Genomic DNA, 16,278 nt, shown 5'->3' on the forward strand with positions numbered 1-16,278 from the left:
ACGACATGACGGTCCAGTTCTCGGGGCAGCGCCCCGGCGCAGAGCTCAACGGTCTGGAAGACCTCCACGACGACCTGATGAAGGCCGACGCCGAAGACGTGCTCGTCGTGGGGATCGTGCGGCGCGCGAAGCGCGTCCTGAACGACGAGAAGGACGAGCAGTACCCGGTGGTCCGGTTCGCGCGCGTCGAGCCTGTGCTCGACGACGCCGGGCGGAAGACGGTGCAGCAGCTGCTCGATCAGGCGTACCGCGCCCGCACGGGCAACGAGGCGCTCGACCTGCCGGAAGTCGAGGGCGAGTGATGGCTGAGGAGAAGAAGGTCGCGACCCTCGTGCGGAAGCTTCGGGGCAGTTGGTCCGGCGACGCACGTCTGTACCGTCTCGAGCCGCCTCTTCCGGCGCAGGACTGGGATGGGAACGAGACCGGCGGGGAGTACTCGCAGGTCATCGTCTCGGCGGTCGTCGTCCAGTACACCGGCAAGCCCGAGACATACATCTTCCCCGCGACCGCCGACGGCGAGATCGCGAGCTGGAACGAGCTGCCCGGCTCGTTCCAGGGCGATCTCGATCACGCAGCGGCGCTGCGCGGAGCCGGCTACGAGGTGGCGTCGTGAGTCGCGCCGCGCGGTTCCGGCGTCCGTCGCCGGCGCTCGCCGCAGAGCGGATGCGTCTGCAGGCGTCCGTGCGCCCGACGGCGCGCGAGATGTTCCCGATCCTGCGTGAGCGTCTGCTGGCGTCGCGCCCCGTGATCGGCGAGATCGACGGGACACCGGTGTACGGCGAGCCCACCTTCCGCAACGTCATCGAGAACGGAGTCCTCCGATGAGCACGCCCTCCCTGTTCCCCACGTTCAAGCGCCGCAACTTCGGGCGCGGCCACGCCTACTACCTCGACGGCGAGAAGGTCGACGGCGTCACGACGCTGCTCGGCGACGGCGCCCGGAAGAAGGCCCTCGAGGCGTGGAACGGCAACGTCGTTGCCGACTACGCCGTCGACCACTGGGACGAGCTGTCGCAGCTGTCGTTTTCGCAGCGTCTCGACCGGCTCAAGAAGTCTCGCTACGAGGTGCGCGACGAGGCCGCACGCCGCGGTACGGAGGTGCACTCCCTAGCCGAACAGATCATCAAGGGCCAGCAGGTCGCTGTCCCGGACGAGCTCGCGGGGCACGTCGAGTCGGCTGTGCGGTTCATGGACGACTGGGAGGTCGAGGAACTCCTCGTCGAGGCGGCCGGCGTGAACGTCGAGCACCGCTACGGCGGCACGTTCGACCTGCTCTTCCGGACGCGCCGGTTCCCGGGGCGCACGTTCCTCGGGGACTGGAAGACGTCGCGCGACATCTACGGCGAGACGGCGATGCAGCTCGAGGCGTACTCGCGGTTCGACTTCGTCGTCGGCGAGGGCGGCGGCGAGGTGCCGCTCGAGGGCTTCGGGATCACGGACCACGTCGCGATCCACATCAAGTCGGACGACTACGTGGTGTACCCGATGCAGCGCGGCGACGACGTGTGGTCGCGGTTCCTCGCAACGGCGGCGTCGGCGCGGGCGAACCGGAAGGACGACATCGACGCGCTGCGCGGTGACGCGATGTACCTGCCGGGGGTGGCGGCATGAACCGGTGGGAAGCGGGAGCAATCGAGTACACCGACGCCGAGAAGATCCGGCAGGCACTCGTGGGCCGGTCGATTGTGAGCACGATCAGCGAGGGCGAGGAGTACAAGCGTGTGCTCTCGTTCGTCCTCGACGACGGAACGTTGCTCAAGGCGCATGCCACGGACGGCGGCTGCAGCTGCACGAATGGGTGCTTCAGCGTGGAGCCGGTAGCCAGCGTGGCCGGCACCATCCTGAACGTCGAGGTCAAGGAGTTCGAGGAGAGCTACGGCTCGGAAGCGAAGGAGATCACGCCCGGCTCCATCACCGACGGCGGCGCGACCATCCAGATCTTCGTCTACACGGATCTCGCAGCAGGGGGGCACGTCCTCGTGGAGTCCGAGGGGCAAGACAACGGCTACTACGGCTGGGGCTTCTGGCTCTCCGTGCACACCCCTGAGGGGGCGTCGGCATGAGCGAGGAGCAGGACGAGGCTCCCGTCGAGGAGTCGAGGTCGGTGGCCGTTGAGGTGCACCACCAGCAAGGCGGCCAGATGACGGCGGGCGCTTCGGTGTCCGCCGCCGGCGCCGAGCACGGGTCGGAGGAGCTGCTCCGCTTCGTGCGCGACCTACAGCTCGCCTATCAGGCGGCACAGATGCTCGTGTCGACGTCGTTCGTCCCGCAGTCGTACTCGGGCAAGGCGACGGAGGCCGCGGCAGCGATCGTGACCGGTCAGGGCCTCGGCCTGGACCCGCTCGCGTCGCTTCGGTCGATGGACGTCATCCAGGGCACGCCGGCATTCCGTGCGATCACGATCCGCGCGATCGTGCAGGCGCACGGGCACGACATCTGGGTCGAGGAGTCGACCTCGCACCGGGCGATCGTGAAGGGACGCCGCAAGGGGACCGACAAGGTCGAGACGTCGACGTGGGACATGGACCGTGCCCGCGGGCTGAACCTCCTCGGGAAGTCGAACTGGAAGAACCAGCCGGGCGCGATGCTCGTCGCTCGCGCGACGGCGGAGGTTGGTCGTCTGATCGCGGCCGACGCGCTGCTCGGCATGGCGTACTCCATCGAGGAGCTCGAGGACGGCGCGACTCCGCGGCCGGAGGAGCAGGTCGCGCCGAAGCCGCGCGCGACACGCACCGCGGCGCGCGAGCCCCGCGAGGTCGCTGCGGCGCCCGCCGACGCCGCGCCCGCCGAGGAGCCGACGCCGGAGCCCGAGGCCCTCGCCGATGGTCCGACGCCCGCGGGTGACCCGCTGCAGATGACTCCCGAGGAGCTCGCGGAGTACGGCGTGGACGGAGCGCAGCCGTGACCGCCCTGCGTTACGACGTCGAGGACGCCGTGCAGGGCTACCTCGCGCAGCCCGCGAACTTCGGAGACGACGACGCCAAGGGGCGCCTGGCCGAGGCCGACGCGTTCCGTGCCGGTGTGGAGTGGGCCGAGGTGCGCACGATCCCGGGCGCGGTGCCTGCGGGGCGCCTGGTCCCGGGGGATGTCGTCGAGGCGGAGGAGCAGCAGCTCGCTGTCGTCGCGGTCCGCACCGATCGCGACGTCGTGCGCCTCATCACCTGGACGCAGGGCGGCGCGGAGGTCGTGCTCGAGCGTGGCATCGACCAGCTCGTGGACGTCGTCGAGACGGGAGCGTTCCGGCGATGACGACCGTCGAGCACACCGACGACGAGCTGCTGGTCTGGCCCAATGGCGAGTTGGTGGACGTCGCATCGATCGAGGCGTACGCGGAGGAGGCGCGCGTCGTCGCGTCGCACTCGCTGGATGACGGCACGATTCGCACGCCCGACTGGGTGATCGGTGAGCTCGCGAAGGTGTCGAAGGTCGCGTCGAAGATGGTCGTCGTGATCCTCCGGGCGGAGGAGCACAAGCGGGCTGCGGCAACTCGGCTCGAGCGTGCGAAAGCCCGGAAGCGAGTCCGGGTCGCGCACCTCCCGGCGGCGCAGCAGACGGCGCAGATCGTGCTCGCGACGCAGGAGGAGAAGGACGCGTACGACGACGCCGTGACGGCGTTCGAGTATGCGCGCCGGATCGGGAACCTCCTCAGCGACTACACGGGTCGGGTGCAGTCGATCGGGAAGCAGGTCGAGCTGACCTACCGCGCTGAGACAGGGCGCAGCTGATGGGCGTCGGCGACTTCGCGCCGGCGACGGTGCGGCTGGTGTTCTTCCAGCGCGAGGGGGAGCGGTGCTTCCGGTGCCGCCGCCCCCTCCGCTGGGAGGACCGCGGGATCGGCTGGTCGGCGCACCACCGGAAGCCGCGCGGCGCCGGCGGGACGTCGAACCCGGCGATCGCGTCGGCCGCGAACCTCCTCATCCTGTGCGGCTCGAGCGTGACGGGCTGCCACGGCTTCACGGAGTCACACAGGGACTCCGCGAGGGAGCAGGGGCTCCTCATCCCGCTGCACGGGCGGGGACCGAATTACGAGCCGACGGCGGTGCGTGTGCGCCGCCGTGATGGCTCCTGGTGGCTGCTGACGGCGAAGGGCCGAGCAGTCGAAGTGATGGAAGGGAAGACGCGATGAGCAGGGCAGAGGGGTTCGCCGCCATCCCGAACTGGATGGTCCGCGACAAGCGGGTGCCGCGGAATGCGGTGCTGGTCTATGCCTCGCTCGCCTCACGGTCGGGACTCGGCGGGATCCACCCGTCGCAGGCGACAATCGCCACAGAGAGCGGTCTGAGCGAGCGCACCGTGCGCTCGATGCTGGCGGAGCTCGAGACGCTCGGTGTCGTGCAGCGTGTGCGCCGCACGACGGGGAAGCGGGGCCGCGGGAACCGTCTGCCCGACGGCTACACGCTGCACCCGAACGGCTCCCCGGAGCTGGCGGCAGATTTTGCCGGTAGCTCGGAGCTACCGGAAGACGACGCGATGCAACCGGCAACGGAAGGGCATGCAACCGGCAACGAGCAGCACGACGTACTCCTCTATAAGGCAGAACCCGTAGAGGTAGAACCCGGTGAGGTAGCGCCGCGCAAGCGCGGCTCCCGCATTCCGGAGCCTTTCATGCTGACGGCCGAGATGAAGGCGTGGGCGGCGGAGGAAGTGCCGGGCCTCGACGTCGTCGTGCACACGCGCGAGTTCGTCGATCACTGGCGGGCGGCGACCGGGGCATCGGCGACGAAGCTCGACTGGGTCGCGACGTGGCGGAACTGGATGCGCAAGTCGCATCGCTGGCAGGGCGAGCGCTCGGCGCAGCGCCCGATGCCGATCGAGCGCGCGCAGGCGGTCCTCGATATGGGCGCTCGGCTGCAGCAGCAGGCGGACGCGCAACAGGCTCGACGGGCGGTCGAAGCATGAACCTGCAGGAGACGGGCCAGCTGTTGATGCTGATCCAGGTCGTCGACAACAGGCGCATCGACGAGTCCGTGATCCTCACGTGGCACGAGCTGCTCGACGACGTCGAGCTCGACGTCGCGCGAGAGGCCGTGCGGATGCATCGCCGCGAGTCCGCCGCGTGGCTGATGCCAGCGCATCTGCTCGCGAACGTCGAGCGGATCCTGCACGCGGACCCGGCGCCGGAGGACGAGTACGGGAACCGGCTCGAGCTCGACGAGGGAGCGCTCGCCGCGCGCGCCCGGATCGAGGGCGGACGTCGGGCGGTGACCTCGTGAGCGAGCACGACGAGTACCCGCCGGAAGACCCGTACGCGCCGCCGGCGCCGCGCGTCGACGGGCACGCGCTCATCGAGCGGCAGGTGGTCGGCGCGATGCTCCGCTACCCGCACGCGGTGAAGGAGCTGCAGCGGCAGGTCGGGCCGTCGGACTTCAGCGACCTCCGGCTGGGGGCGATCTTCGGCGGCATCGTCGGGATGGCCGCGGCCGGTACCCCGGTCGACGCGCTCACAGTGTGGGACCACCTCGCGACGTGGGACGTCCGGGGCATCGAGATCACCGACCTGTACTCGTGGCACGACGCCGCGACGACGGCCGAGTCGGGGGAGTACCTCGCGACGAAGGTCCGGGAGTCGTCCATGCGGCGCCTGATGGCCGATGTCGGCGCGCGGCTGCAGGTGGCCGACGGCGACCCCGGCGTCGCGCTCGCCCGTGCGACGGAGGAGCTGCGCGCGCTCCGCGACCTCAGCGTCTCGAGCGAGGAGAACGTGCGCTGGCTGCGGGAGATGCTCAACGTCCCTGAGGAGGAGGACGACTACGACTGGGTGATCCCCGACGTGCTCGAACGTCAGGACCGCGCGCTGATCACCGCGGGCGAGGGCGTCGGCAAGTCGACGCTCATCCGGCAGATGACGCTGCTGCCATGTGCGGGCATCCACCCGTTCACGTTCGCGCCGATGAGGCCGATCACAGCGCTCGTCGTCGATGCGGAGAACAGCGAGAAGCAGTGGCGACGCAAGGCGCGCGTCCTCGCGGACACCGCGGCGATGCGTGGCGCACGGGATCCGCGGAACTCGGTCGCGGTGCACACGGTCGGGTCGATGGACATCACGAAGCCGAACGATCTCGGCCGCGTCCACCGGTGGATCGACCAGGCGAAGCCGGACCTGCTCGTGATCGGCCCGCTCTACATGATCACGAGCGGCGCCGTGAACGACGACGACGACGCGAAGCCCGTGCTCGCGGCGCTGCAGACCCTTCGCGAGCGGGGCGTGGCGCTGCTGATCGAGACGCACTCGGGCAACGCCGTCGGCCGCAACGGGGATCGCGACCTGCGCCCGATCGGATCCTCCGCGCTGCGCCGATGGCCGGAGTTCGGCCTCGGGCTCCGAGAAGACAAGCGGGAAGCGGGCTTCCGGAAGACGTACAGCTTCGTCCGGTGGCGCGGGGACCGGGACCGGCGCGCGTGGCCGGAGAAGCTCACCCGCGGCCAGGTGTGGCCGTGGGAACCGACGAACTACTGACGGATGGGAACCCTCATGACTCTGGGATCGATCGTCCTCCCGGACGACATGCGAACGCTGACGGGCTGGCAGGCGGTGTCCTGCGAGCGCAGCGACGAGGTGCGCGCCGAGCACCTCGACAAGACGGTGCGGTCCTCGCTGACCGACCTCGACGGGCGGTTCGGCGGCCCCGTCATCTTCACCGAGTGGGCGACTGCCGACGGGCGCCCGCTGCTCCGCGACTACCGATGGGGCGCCGCCGAGCGCCCGTGCGAGCACTACGAGCCCGAGGGGGGAGCCCGCTATGCCGATCACGTCTGAGGTGACGATCACGCTCGCGAGCGTCGAGATCACCGACACGTACCGCGTCGCGCTGACGACGCGGAAGAAGAGCACCGACCTCTCCGTCGACGATGCCCGCCAGCTCGCCGCCGAGCTCATCGCCGCGGCCGACCAGGTCGACGAGGCGCTCGCCGACATGCTCGCCACCTTCGACGAGGAAGGGCGGTTCGAGCCGATCCCGTCCGACCAGTGGCCGGAGCTCGCCGTCGAGGGCGACCCGCTCCCGATCTCGCCCGACTGCGAGCCGGGGAAGCACAGCGCGTGCACGGGCGACGCCTGGGACGACGTCAAGGACGTGCCGGCGCCGTGCTCGTGCGCATGCCACGAGGCCGGGGAGGTCACACGATGAGCGCCTGGCCGGAGACGATGAAGGTCGGCCCGATCCGGGAGTGGCCGGGCGAGCTCACCCGTGAGCGCCGGGCCGCCCCGTTCAAGACGTAGGAGTTCGACTCGTACCGTCGCCGCTCGACGCCGCTGTCGTCGACGCTGGAGCTGCTCGACCGTGAGCTGCGGATGCTCTCCGCGCGGGAAGCGGAGATGCTGGTCGCAATCGCGCCGGCCGACTTCCGTCTTGACGGAAAACCGCGCGCGCAGGCGAAGGCCGCGCACCCCGGCGTGATCCTCTCGTTCGACTCGAAGGTCGGGCACCTGTCGTACCCGTGCGACACGTTCACGACCTGGCAGGACAACCTGCGTGCCGTCGCGCTCGCACTCGAGGCGCTGCGGAAGGTCGATCGGTACGGCGTGACGAAGCGTGGCGAGCAGTACCGCGGCTTCCTCGCGATCGAGGCGACCGCGGTGCCGGACGGCTTCGCGACGGCGGATGACGCGCTCGCCTACCTCGGCAAGTTTCTGGGGCTCGGGCACGCCGAGATGAAGGTCATCCCCGGAGTGGTAGCTCGGGCTCTCCGCCGTGCGCAGCGCGACACCCACCCGGACCGCGGCGGCGATGAGGTCGCGTTCCACCGCGTCTCGCTCGCTGAGGCGAAGCTGCGTGAGGAGGGGCTCCTGTGAGCGCGCCGTGCTCGGGTGAGCTGTTCGCTGGCGTCGGCGGGCTCGGGATGGCGGTCGACGAAGTGTTCGGCACCCGTCCTGCCTGGTTCTGCGAGTTCGACGACGCCCCGTCGCGCGTGCTCGCGCACCACCACCCGGACGTGCCGAACTTCGGCGACGTGACGAAGGTCGACTGGGCGACAGCGCCCCGTGTGCGTGTCATGTCGGGCGGGTTCCCCTGCCAGGACGTGTCCCTCGCGGGCCGTCGCCGCGGCATGGTCGCGAGCACCCGCTCCGGGCTGTGGTCCGAGTTCGCGAAGGCCATCGACATCATGCGACCCGACTGGGTCGTCATCGAGAACGTGAGAGGACTGCTCAGTGCCGAAGCACATAGCGACGTGGAGCCCTGCCCGTGGTGTCTGGGAGACGACGGTGAGCAACATGCTCTGCGGGCACTTGGAGCCGTTCTCGGAGACCTGGCCGACCTCGGGTTCGATGCGGAGTGGACAGGCATCCGAGCATCGGACGTCGGCGGCCCGCACGGCCGGTTCCGCGTCTTCATCCTCGCCTGGCCCCGAGAGCGCACTGCTGCCGACGCCGTCCGCGAATCCGTTCGAGGGAGAGCCCGAGGCATTCCTCGCGCGGCAGGCGAGGTTGAAAGACATGGGGATCAACGGGAACGGAGCGGGCGTGCCTCTCGCGATAGCGGTACGCATGCTCCCGTAGCGCTGCTGCCGACGCCGGACGCGTATGCCGCGGGCCGTGGTGGTTCGCAGCACCCGGACAAGCGTCGCGACGGCGGGCACACGGTGTCCCTCGCCGATGTCACCGAGCACACGCTCATGCCAACGCCTCGCGCTACGCGCGGCGGGTCGTCGACTGAGATGTCCTACGCCATGGGCGGTACGCGGTCAGATGATGAGCGCCCGCAGGGTGTCGTCGCGCCCGGTGCCGACTGGGGCCCCTACGCGGCGGCCGTCGCACGCTGGGAGACCGTGCTCGGTCGCCCCGCGCCGGCTCCGGTACGGATGGACGGGAAGGGCGGGAAGGCCCGCCTGAACCCGGAGCTCCCGGAGTGGATGATGGGCTGGCCTGCCGGTCACGTCACGGACCCGGCGATCGGTCTTCCGCGTGCGGCGCAGCTGAAGTGCGCGGGGAACGGGGTCGTGCCTCAGCAGGCCGCGGCCGCGATCCTCGAGATGCTCGCCCGTCCCGGCGTGCCCTCCATCGAATGGGCGCTCGCCGCATGAGCTACGGCAAGTACAAGGACCAGATGCTCGCCGCCGCACCGGCGAGCACACCGCTGCCGATGAAGGCAAAGTCCCAGAGGATCGCTCTCGGCCGATGCCGCACAGCGTTGACGATTGCGGGCAGCGCTTTCTCGGACTCATCGTACGAGATCCCCTTCCCGTCCTTCGTGGGCTTCGCTTGCAGCACTGGTCCGGCTTCGCGGCGGGCAAGAACGAATAGCCTCGCTATCCCGAGCAACGGAAGCACTGCGGAGACCGCGTATAGGGCTACTACCAACGTGCGCATGCGGCGCAGTCTATGGAGCACCACTGACACGCTCGGGTTCGACTACGCCAGCGAGGTAGCAGCGTGACCGGGTCAGCGCACGATCTCGTCAAGAGCATCGTCCAGCGTCCGGAATACGCGCGGCAGAATGCCGGGGTGGTGGCGGGCGCTGATCGCTCCGCGCTCTGTGGAGCCGTAAGGCGTCAGGTAGCCGATCACGACGTCGCCCTCCACGACCTCGAGTTCGGCACCCTGAGCGCGAGTTCGACGGATGGTGATGTCTCGGTCGCCGTACGTCACTTCGAAGGGCGTGCTGCGACAGCTGCGAACGAATTCGTCTGTGAGGAGGATCATCCTTCAATCCTCCCAGGCGGATCGGCCGCAATCGAAGGGTTCGGCCTCGGTGCAGGCGCCCAATACGGCTACTGCCATCCAGAGGAGCCAGTGGGTCACGGAAGCGGGGTCGGACCAGTCGGGCAGGGCGAGAAGCTCAGAGAGCAGCTGTGGATCTGCTGCTCCAGCGACACGAGCGATGAACCTATGGATGAGGGACTGCATGTTCTCGGCGGACATGCCCTCCTATGCGTGACATCCGTCGCAACCGTGCGGTGCGTGCCATGAGCGCGGGTCCGATCTCGCAGGAGCGCGCGGCGCACAAGCCGCCGACCGTCTCCACGACCGACGCCGCCCGCGTGTGCGGCCCCACGCAAGACCCGAGCCGCGGGTATTGCGGCCGGAAGGCGACCGGCGCCAAGAGGGCGACCGGATGGAACGAGGTGACGTGCGCCGACTGCATGGCAGCACGTCGAGCAGACGAGGAGGAAAGACGATGAGCGGAATCGACCTGCTCGAGGACAGCTACCCGCACGGGACGCTCGCCGGCGCGCGCGAGTGCCGTAGCGGGGTTTGCCCGGCACCGATGAAGTGCCGCGACGTCGCGATCCGCTACGCGGGCGACTGGGGCTTCAAGAAGGCCGTGGACGACGGGGAGGAGCCGGCGGACTTCCTCTCCCGGGAGGAAGCCGCACGCGCCGCGGTGGAGGCCCGAGACAAGGCGGCGAAGCCCGGCGTCGGGTACGGCGAGCGTCGCCCCCTGCTCGCCCGGCTCCACGCGCAGGGCCTGAACGACATCGAGATCGCCCTGCAGATGGAGATCACGCGCAGCTCCGCGGGCGAGCTGCGCCGGAAGATGGGCCTCGCACCGAACCCGATCCCGCGGAAGCAGAAGCCGCGCGAGGTGCTGCACGGCACGACGGGCGCCTACCGGAACGGGTGCCGATGCGAGGACTGCACCGCCGCGCACACCACCTACGGTCGGGAGCGTCGAGCACGTCCCGCCGGGCCGACGCCGCGTCAGCAACGCGCCGAGTGGATGCGCGCCGAGGTCACCCGCCTGAACGGCGAGGGCCTCATCGACAAGGAGGTCGCGAAGCGGCTCGGGATGTCGCTCACGTACGTGAACCGGCTCCGCCGCGACCTCGGCCTCCCGTCACGGAAGGTCGGGAAGAAGCCGACGACGCACGGCACCGCCTCCGCGTACCGCCACGGATGCCGGTGTGAGCCGTGCCTCGACGCGGTGCGCGAGTACAACCGCGAGTACGCCGCCCGCCAGCGCTCCGCGGCTGTCGTCCCCGTCGACGCGGCGCCCTCGGCCGACGCCGAGCACGGCACACCGGAGCGGTACACGCAGGGCTGCCGGAAGCGGTCCGCGTGCCCCGCGAAGCCGACATGCACCGACGCGGCGCTCGCCGCAGCACGAGAGAGGAGGGCAGCAGCATGAGGATCATCACCGTCCGCCAGCCATGGGCGCACGCCATTGTCCACGGCGGGAAGGACGTCGAGAACCGCGCCCGCAACATCGCCGGTAACTACCGTGGGCCGGTCGCGATCCATGCAGCGCTGCAGCGTGACGACCGCGGATGGGTCGAGTTCGGCGCCTACGCCCTCACGAACACGATGCACCACGGGCAGCCGGAAGCGCTGGGCGCGATCATCGGCGTCGTCGACCTCGTCGACGTGCACCGCCCGCTGTGGGACGACTCATGCGGCGAACCAGGGGAGGGCGTGTGCTCGCCGTGGGCGGAGACGACTGGATGGCCGTACCACCTGGTGCTCGCAAACCCTCGCCCGCTGGCTGAGCCGCTCCCGTTCAAGGGCGCGCTCGGGCTCCGCACGCTCGACGCCGAGACGACGGCACGCGTGCTCGCGGCGGTGGCAGCATGACGGCCGTCGACGGGGTGCGCGTCGATCCGGTCGCGATGTGGCAGGCATGGCGGCACGAGTTCGAGTGGCACCTCGACCAGGTGCCCCTCCTGCTCGAGACCATGCGCGAGCACGTCGTGCTCGTCCGCTCCACCCGGTACGACCAGGTGAAGATCACGGGCGGCGGGTACGTCGACAACATGCCCTCGGCCGTCGGCTCGCCGGCCGACCGGGACTCGAACCTGCTGTGGGCGATGCTCGTGGTCTTCACGAAGTCCGCGACCGAGTGGATCAACGCCGAGGTGCTCCCGCCGGCGGCGCCGATCTACCCGGTGCTCGCGCAGGACCGCCGCACCTGGCTCGAGGACCGCGTCGTCGTCGACCCGGACGGCCGCACCGCGGGCGCACGCGCCGACGTCACCACGAAGTGGCTCATCGCGCACGCCGAGCGCATCTACCCGATCGAAGCGCTCGACACCTACCGGGAGGGCCTGTTCCGCACGATCCGCCGGTACCGGGCGATCTACAGCGCGGCCGGCACCGTTCGACGCGACAGGCCGATCACATGCCGCGTCTGCGGGCAGGCCGGCGTCCTGTCCGACTGGATCACCGGCGCCGACGGCCGCGGCACGCAGATCGGCCGCTGCAAGCACTGCGGCGAGCAGTACCTGCCGGGCGAGTGAGAGGGGGCGGTCGACATGTGGCTCACCTACCGGCAGGCGGCGGCACGCGTCGACCGCTCACGTCGCACGATCCGTCGCTGGCGTCTCAACGGGATGCCGATGACGTACGACGCACACGGGCGCCGTGTCGTCGCTGAGGAAGTCCTTCTGGCCTGGTATCGGGCAAGGCTCATCGCCGACCCGATCCACCAGGCGCGCATGAAGGCGAGACAGAAGCAGGAGATGGGTACATGAACAACAGCACGATCACACGACTCAGCAAGCTGCGCGGTGCCGCCGCTGCAGTGGGCGTCCTCGCCACCGTGGCCCTCGCGGGCTGCGCGACCGGGTCAGCGTCGCCCGAGACGAACGAGCGCCGACCTGAACAGGTGCAGGCGTTCGAGGTCAAGCTCGATGACGGCCGCAGCGTGCTGTGCGTGTGGGCGAAGTCGGGGTACGGCGGGGGACTGTCCTGCGACTGGGCGCGGGCGGTGACGGACTGATGGGGCTCCGCAGCATGATCCGCGACGGACTCGATGTCTTCTCGGCGCGCAACGAGCTCATCGCGGTGGGGGTCGAGCCTGCCGACATCCCGACGGCGGTGGCCGGCGCGGTGGCGCTCGCGAAGGCAGGAGTGCGTCCCGGGGAAGCGGAGATCGTCATCGCGACCGGCGCTCGCCTCCGTGCGCACGGCATCTCGACGGATCAGGTCAGCCAGTGGATCCGGGACTGGTACGAGAAGCGCGGCGAAGCGCTGGACGTCGGCTCGACGCTCTCGGTCGTGCTCACGCGGGCATCCCATAATCAGGCACCCGCCGACGTGGCCGCGCTCATCGCGGAGGCTCGGGAGCTGGTCCGTTCGTGGGACCAGCGAGGGTTGTGGTCGCCCGACTCACCCGTCGGGATGGTGATGCAGCTGGCCGACGCGCTGGAGAAGACCGAGCGGGAGCGCAAGCGCGTGTGGGACAGCGCGGCCCTCCACATGGTCATGGATGCGCGCGCGATCCTGGAGCGGGCATCCCAGCCGGTCACCGAGGAGCAGGAAGAGGTCGTCCAGGAGCTACGCGTCCACTACTCGTACGGCGTGAACCACGGGACTCAGACCACAGTCGACAGCCCCGGTGCCGTGGAGCGGCTAGTCCAGGGCGTCGAGCGGGCGACGATGGGGCGCGTCTCCGTCGACAAGATCGAGCGACGCACGAGGCGCACTGGGGTCACGCCGTGGGAGCCGGTCGAAGCGGCACGGGAGGCGGGGCGATGATCCACCCCGACGACCTCCCCGAGGGGCTCCGCGACGAACTGCTCGGCCAGATCACGCCCGAGATGCAGGCGAAGCAGGACGCGGCGATGGCCCGTATCCACGCAAGGATTGAGCGCATCCGTGCAGAGACAGCCGCCGACACCGAACGCACGCCACCCCTGGACGATGAGATGAAGGAGCTCGCGGTCTGGGCCGCGATTCAGAGAGCCCCGGATCACTTGCGACCGGCGGAAGCTGGTGCCGAGGCTCGTCGGCGGTGGGAGGCGTGGCTGACCGCCCACGACGACGCCGTACGCCAGGAGGAGCGCGAGAAGGCCGCGCACATCGCCGAGATCAGCTACCACGGTGACGTCATCGCCTATCGGATCAGGGAGCAGGGGCGATGAGAGGTCGGTGGGATCGTTGGAAGCCAGCAGGACTGGTCGCGTTCTGGCAGAGCTACCGGGCGCTCCGCTACTACCTGCGGTCCAGCCGGCGCGACGCTGCTCGCACGGCGTGGCTGTACGGTCCCGTCAAGCCGACGCCGACGACGAAGCGCACCAACGGCCCCCGCTGACCGTTGGCCACCCGCGAAGTGCCCCGGATCCGTCCGGGGCACTTCCAGATCCACCGGCGTGTCGCGTTTGGCGGTCCGTCGTTGACCGCCCCTAGCTTCAGTATCGGCAAGGTGTCGGACGGAGACACCAGGACGACAGCAGGAGAGCCGCCACCGGACCCCATCCCCGGTCGGAGAGCCCCAGCACGTCGACCACCCCACGCCCCGGACGAGAGCTCACGCTCCCCGGGGCGTTCCCATGCCCGCCGCGTCTCGCCAACGCGCCCGCCGATCCGGCGGTAGGGCATCCGCGGGCCGGGGCGTCGGATCCCCCGGCCCGCGTCGACCTGCTCAGAGGCCGCGCGCGTACCGTCTCAGCGCGTCCGCCTTCGGGAGATCCACCCACAGTCGGACGCTGTCCTCGGACGGCCCCGCCCCGCTCACCACGAACGCCTCGGCATCGATCGTGTCGAGAACCGGAGCGAGTATCGCTGCTCGCGCTGCCGACACGTACCCGACCTTCCGCCCGTCGGCATCATGGACTGCGACGGCATTCCGGTCGTGCGGATTGCTCGGCTCGCGGACGAGGAGATAGTCGGTCCCTCCCACGCGATGACGCTGGTCGACATCGACCCAATACCCCGTGCCCTTCACCCTCAGCCGCACGCTCTCGATCCCACGGAGATCCGCAGTCCGCATCGGCGATCGGATATCGGACGGCGCATTACCACCTACGACATCCGCGTCGTCCCCTTCGACTTCTTCCCGCTCATGCACCTCGACGGGACCACGCGCCGGCATCAACCGGCGGGCGGCGTAGAACACGCCACCGATCACGAGCGCGGCACCGCCGAACATGGTGAGGGCGACGAGAGCTTCCATGCCAGTGAACCTAGCGGAGCGGTGCGAAGGGGGACGGCCATGCGAGTATGCGCCGAGCCCGGCTGTCCTCGCCTCGTCGAGAAGGGACGCTGCACCGAGCACCGTCGCGCGCGAGAACGGGACCGCGGCACACGCCAGGCACGCGGATACGGTGCCGACCACGACAAGCTCCGAGCCGCATGGGCACCACGCGTCGCCACGGGGCGTGTGCGCTGCGCACGGTGCGGCCGCCTCATCCCGGCCGGCGCCGGTTGGGATCTCGGCCACGACGACGTGGACCGCACGAAGTACACCGGGCCCGAGCATTCCAGATGCAATCGCAGCGCTGGCGGGCGATCCGCCCACGACGCCGTGAGCTAGGGCGATGTCGACTGCGCGAGGCCATCTCGCGACCTGTTTCGAATTGCTTCTAGGATCCGAACATGCCCGAATCTCTTGACCGACAAGAATCTGAGGAGGAGATGCGGGTGGCTCTCGAGCTCCTGCACCGTACTCAACTCCGCACGAACTCCTTCGGCCCGCTGGAGCCACCGCGGCGCGGATCAGTTCTAGACCAAGAGAGACGCCACACCGCGTACATGCCGATCGACGGCATGGTTGTTGCTCACCGTGCTAGGGCTCTCGACAACCTGAATGTGCTGTTCACCGCAATGGTTCAGGAGTCTGGCACGAAGGTTGTCGCCTGGCCGTTCGCGCTGTATCCGCTGATTCGCGCGTCCATCGAATCCGCGGCCACAGCGATGTGGCTCATTAAGTCCGAACGTAAGGCGGATCGTGTGCTTCGATGCCTTCAACTCGCTTTCCGCAGCGTCTCTGACGCGCGCTCGTTAAGCCACGCTATCGCGAGCAGCCCGGGCGCATTGTTGGAGCAGGAGGAGCGGCACGCGAGGACGGTCGAACGGCTCACAGAACTCAAGAACACTGTCGGACAACTCAAACAAGTCAGCCTGGGCAACCCGCCGAAGTACACGAACATACTCACAAAAGTGTCGCCCCCTCGACAGGCCGGGAAGAAAGATCTCAGTCCACTCCTCATCTGGAAGATCGCGAGTTCCTTCGTCCACGGAAGCGAACATGTCATGCGCGCACTCAGTGATGTGCGACAAGTCACAGAGTTCGAGGACGGACTTGCATCTTTCGAGCTCACACCGAGCTTTCGGATGCTTGCCGTGTCGGCATCGGCATGCGTGGACCTGCTCACGGATCTCGACACCCGATACGAGATCCTCGCAACTCGTGACCACGCACGCCGACTCATTGACGCCACACTCACTGACGGGGTGGGGGAGGGTCCCTGAGGCGCGAGCGGCAGCGGACCGCCGGGGAGGTGGCTGAGATGCCGAGCGGGTTCAAAGACTTCGTGGAGGGGGTGCGGGATGCCACGAGGAGGGGCGCGTGCGGGTTCTGGGCCTGCGCCTGAGGCTGGTTCGCTGCGGGAGGCTATCCGGGTC

General features: G+C 69.4%; 28 protein-coding genes. 25 read left to right on the plus strand and 3 right to left on the minus strand.

Annotated elements, in window-relative coordinates; translation table 11 throughout:
* The first annotated feature begins 5 nt into the window (after window positions 1-5).
* The 16 genes from ABD998_RS00455 to ABD998_RS00530 all read left to right on the plus strand — a co-directional run bounded on the left by ABD998_RS00455 (window position 6) and on the right by ABD998_RS00530 (window position 9,020).
* The gene (locus tag ABD998_RS00455; RefSeq protein WP_345434810.1) at window positions 6-302 is read left to right on the plus strand and encodes a hypothetical protein; all 297 of its coding nucleotides are present in this window, start codon (window positions 6-8) and stop codon (window positions 300-302) included.
* Window positions 302-613, plus strand: a complete 312-nt coding sequence (locus ABD998_RS00460; protein WP_345434812.1) for a hypothetical protein — start codon at window positions 302-304, stop codon at window positions 611-613. Before ABD998_RS00455 ends, ABD998_RS00460 begins: the two co-directional genes overlap by 1 nt.
* A complete protein-coding gene (locus tag ABD998_RS00465) occupies window positions 610-825 on the plus strand; it encodes a hypothetical protein (protein ID WP_345434814.1) in 216 nt (71 codons plus the stop codon). The genes ABD998_RS00460 and ABD998_RS00465 overlap by 4 nt, the downstream gene beginning before the upstream one ends.
* Entirely contained in the window at window positions 822-1,610 is a 789-nt protein-coding gene (locus ABD998_RS00470) for a hypothetical protein (protein WP_345434816.1), read from the plus strand. The genes ABD998_RS00465 and ABD998_RS00470 overlap by 4 nt, the downstream gene beginning before the upstream one ends.
* Complete coding sequence (locus ABD998_RS00475; RefSeq protein ID WP_345434818.1) at window positions 1,607-2,062, plus strand: DUF7448 domain-containing protein; 456 nt, start codon at window positions 1,607-1,609, stop codon at window positions 2,060-2,062. The genes ABD998_RS00470 and ABD998_RS00475 overlap by 4 nt, the downstream gene beginning before the upstream one ends.
* The gene (locus ABD998_RS00480) at window positions 2,059-2,904 is read left to right on the plus strand and encodes a hypothetical protein (RefSeq protein ID WP_345434819.1); all 846 of its coding nucleotides are present in this window, start codon (window positions 2,059-2,061) and stop codon (window positions 2,902-2,904) included. Before ABD998_RS00475 ends, ABD998_RS00480 begins: the two co-directional genes overlap by 4 nt.
* Window positions 2,901-3,248, plus strand: coding sequence for a hypothetical protein (locus ABD998_RS00485; protein ID WP_345434820.1), 348 nt, complete (start codon window positions 2,901-2,903; stop codon window positions 3,246-3,248). The genes ABD998_RS00480 and ABD998_RS00485 overlap by 4 nt, the downstream gene beginning before the upstream one ends.
* Window positions 3,245-3,724, plus strand: coding sequence for a hypothetical protein (locus ABD998_RS00490; protein ID WP_345434821.1), 480 nt, complete (start codon window positions 3,245-3,247; stop codon window positions 3,722-3,724). The genes ABD998_RS00485 and ABD998_RS00490 overlap by 4 nt, the downstream gene beginning before the upstream one ends.
* A complete protein-coding gene (locus ABD998_RS00495) occupies window positions 3,724-4,125 on the plus strand; it encodes a hypothetical protein (protein WP_345434822.1) in 402 nt (133 codons plus the stop codon). Before ABD998_RS00490 ends, ABD998_RS00495 begins: the two co-directional genes overlap by 1 nt.
* On the plus strand, window positions 4,122-4,898 hold the full coding sequence (locus ABD998_RS00500; RefSeq protein ID WP_345434823.1) for a helix-turn-helix domain-containing protein: 777 nt from the start codon (window positions 4,122-4,124) through the stop codon (window positions 4,896-4,898). Before ABD998_RS00495 ends, ABD998_RS00500 begins: the two co-directional genes overlap by 4 nt.
* Window positions 4,895-5,212 carry a hypothetical protein gene (locus ABD998_RS00505; RefSeq protein ID WP_345434824.1) on the plus strand — a complete coding sequence of 106 codons (318 nt, stop codon included), beginning with the start codon at window positions 4,895-4,897 and terminating at the stop codon, window positions 5,210-5,212. Before ABD998_RS00500 ends, ABD998_RS00505 begins: the two co-directional genes overlap by 4 nt.
* Window positions 5,209-6,456: an AAA family ATPase gene (locus ABD998_RS00510; protein ID WP_345434825.1), complete on the plus strand. Its 1,248-nt coding sequence runs from the start codon at window positions 5,209-5,211 to the stop codon at window positions 6,454-6,456. Before ABD998_RS00505 ends, ABD998_RS00510 begins: the two co-directional genes overlap by 4 nt.
* 15 nt (window positions 6,457-6,471) lie before the next feature.
* On the plus strand, window positions 6,472-6,756 hold the full coding sequence (locus tag ABD998_RS00515; RefSeq protein ID WP_345434826.1) for a hypothetical protein: 285 nt from the start codon (window positions 6,472-6,474) through the stop codon (window positions 6,754-6,756).
* Window positions 6,740-7,126: a hypothetical protein gene (locus tag ABD998_RS00520; protein WP_345434828.1), complete on the plus strand. Its 387-nt coding sequence runs from the start codon at window positions 6,740-6,742 to the stop codon at window positions 7,124-7,126. Before ABD998_RS00515 ends, ABD998_RS00520 begins: the two co-directional genes overlap by 17 nt.
* Before the next feature lie 188 nt (window positions 7,127-7,314).
* Window positions 7,315-7,791: a hypothetical protein gene (locus ABD998_RS00525; RefSeq protein WP_345434830.1), complete on the plus strand. Its 477-nt coding sequence runs from the start codon at window positions 7,315-7,317 to the stop codon at window positions 7,789-7,791.
* On the plus strand, window positions 7,788-9,020 hold the full coding sequence (locus tag ABD998_RS00530; RefSeq protein ID WP_345434832.1) for a DNA cytosine methyltransferase: 1,233 nt from the start codon (window positions 7,788-7,790) through the stop codon (window positions 9,018-9,020). The genes ABD998_RS00525 and ABD998_RS00530 overlap by 4 nt, the downstream gene beginning before the upstream one ends.
* Before the next feature lies 1 nt (window position 9,021).
* Here ABD998_RS00530 and ABD998_RS00535 read toward each other — a convergent pair whose 3' ends face one another.
* Both ABD998_RS00535 and ABD998_RS00540 read right to left on the minus strand, forming a co-directional pair.
* A complete protein-coding gene (locus ABD998_RS00535) occupies window positions 9,022-9,306 on the minus strand; it encodes a hypothetical protein (RefSeq protein WP_345434834.1) in 285 nt (94 codons plus the stop codon).
* 72 nt (window positions 9,307-9,378) lie between these two features.
* A complete protein-coding gene (locus tag ABD998_RS00540) occupies window positions 9,379-9,639 on the minus strand; it encodes a hypothetical protein (protein WP_345434836.1) in 261 nt (86 codons plus the stop codon).
* Window positions 9,640-10,114: 475 nt separating this feature from the next.
* Here ABD998_RS00540 and ABD998_RS00545 point away from each other — a divergent pair, with 475 nt between their 5' ends.
* The 8 genes from ABD998_RS00545 to ABD998_RS00580 are packed head-to-tail and all read left to right on the plus strand — an operon-like array spanning window position 10,115 to window position 13,966.
* A complete protein-coding gene (locus ABD998_RS00545) occupies window positions 10,115-11,065 on the plus strand; it encodes a helix-turn-helix domain-containing protein (RefSeq protein ID WP_345434839.1) in 951 nt (316 codons plus the stop codon).
* Entirely contained in the window at window positions 11,062-11,508 is a 447-nt protein-coding gene (locus tag ABD998_RS00550) for an ASCH domain-containing protein (RefSeq protein ID WP_345434841.1), read from the plus strand. Before ABD998_RS00545 ends, ABD998_RS00550 begins: the two co-directional genes overlap by 4 nt.
* A complete protein-coding gene (locus tag ABD998_RS00555) occupies window positions 11,505-12,170 on the plus strand; it encodes a hypothetical protein (protein WP_345434843.1) in 666 nt (221 codons plus the stop codon). Before ABD998_RS00550 ends, ABD998_RS00555 begins: the two co-directional genes overlap by 4 nt.
* 15 nt (window positions 12,171-12,185) lie before the next feature.
* Window positions 12,186-12,404, plus strand: coding sequence for a hypothetical protein (locus ABD998_RS00560; protein ID WP_345434845.1), 219 nt, complete (start codon window positions 12,186-12,188; stop codon window positions 12,402-12,404).
* The gene (locus tag ABD998_RS00565; RefSeq protein WP_345434847.1) at window positions 12,401-12,652 is read left to right on the plus strand and encodes a hypothetical protein; all 252 of its coding nucleotides are present in this window, start codon (window positions 12,401-12,403) and stop codon (window positions 12,650-12,652) included. Before ABD998_RS00560 ends, ABD998_RS00565 begins: the two co-directional genes overlap by 4 nt.
* Window positions 12,653-12,666: 14 nt before the next feature.
* Window positions 12,667-13,410, plus strand: a complete 744-nt coding sequence (locus tag ABD998_RS00570; protein WP_345434849.1) for a hypothetical protein — start codon at window positions 12,667-12,669, stop codon at window positions 13,408-13,410.
* On the plus strand, window positions 13,407-13,796 hold the full coding sequence (locus tag ABD998_RS00575) for a hypothetical protein (protein ID WP_345434852.1): 390 nt from the start codon (window positions 13,407-13,409) through the stop codon (window positions 13,794-13,796). The genes ABD998_RS00570 and ABD998_RS00575 overlap by 4 nt, the downstream gene beginning before the upstream one ends.
* Window positions 13,793-13,966, plus strand: a complete 174-nt coding sequence (locus tag ABD998_RS00580) for a hypothetical protein (protein ID WP_345434854.1) — start codon at window positions 13,793-13,795, stop codon at window positions 13,964-13,966. The genes ABD998_RS00575 and ABD998_RS00580 overlap by 4 nt, the downstream gene beginning before the upstream one ends.
* Window positions 13,967-14,296: 330 nt before the next feature.
* Here the strand turns inward: ABD998_RS00580 and ABD998_RS00585 are convergent, their stop codons facing one another.
* Window positions 14,297-14,827, minus strand: coding sequence for an HIRAN domain-containing protein (locus ABD998_RS00585; RefSeq protein ID WP_345434856.1), 531 nt, complete (start codon window positions 14,825-14,827; stop codon window positions 14,297-14,299).
* Between the two features lie 422 nt (window positions 14,828-15,249).
* On the opposite strand from ABD998_RS00585, the gene ABD998_RS00590 reads away from it, so the two are divergent.
* Window positions 15,250-16,125, plus strand: coding sequence for a hypothetical protein (locus tag ABD998_RS00590; RefSeq protein WP_345434858.1), 876 nt, complete (start codon window positions 15,250-15,252; stop codon window positions 16,123-16,125).
* Window positions 16,126-16,278: the final 153 nt, after the last annotated feature.

Source organism: Microbacterium gilvum (assembly GCF_039543865.1).
In the GTDB taxonomy this organism is placed as follows: domain Bacteria; phylum Actinomycetota; class Actinomycetes; order Actinomycetales; family Microbacteriaceae; genus Microbacterium; species Microbacterium gilvum.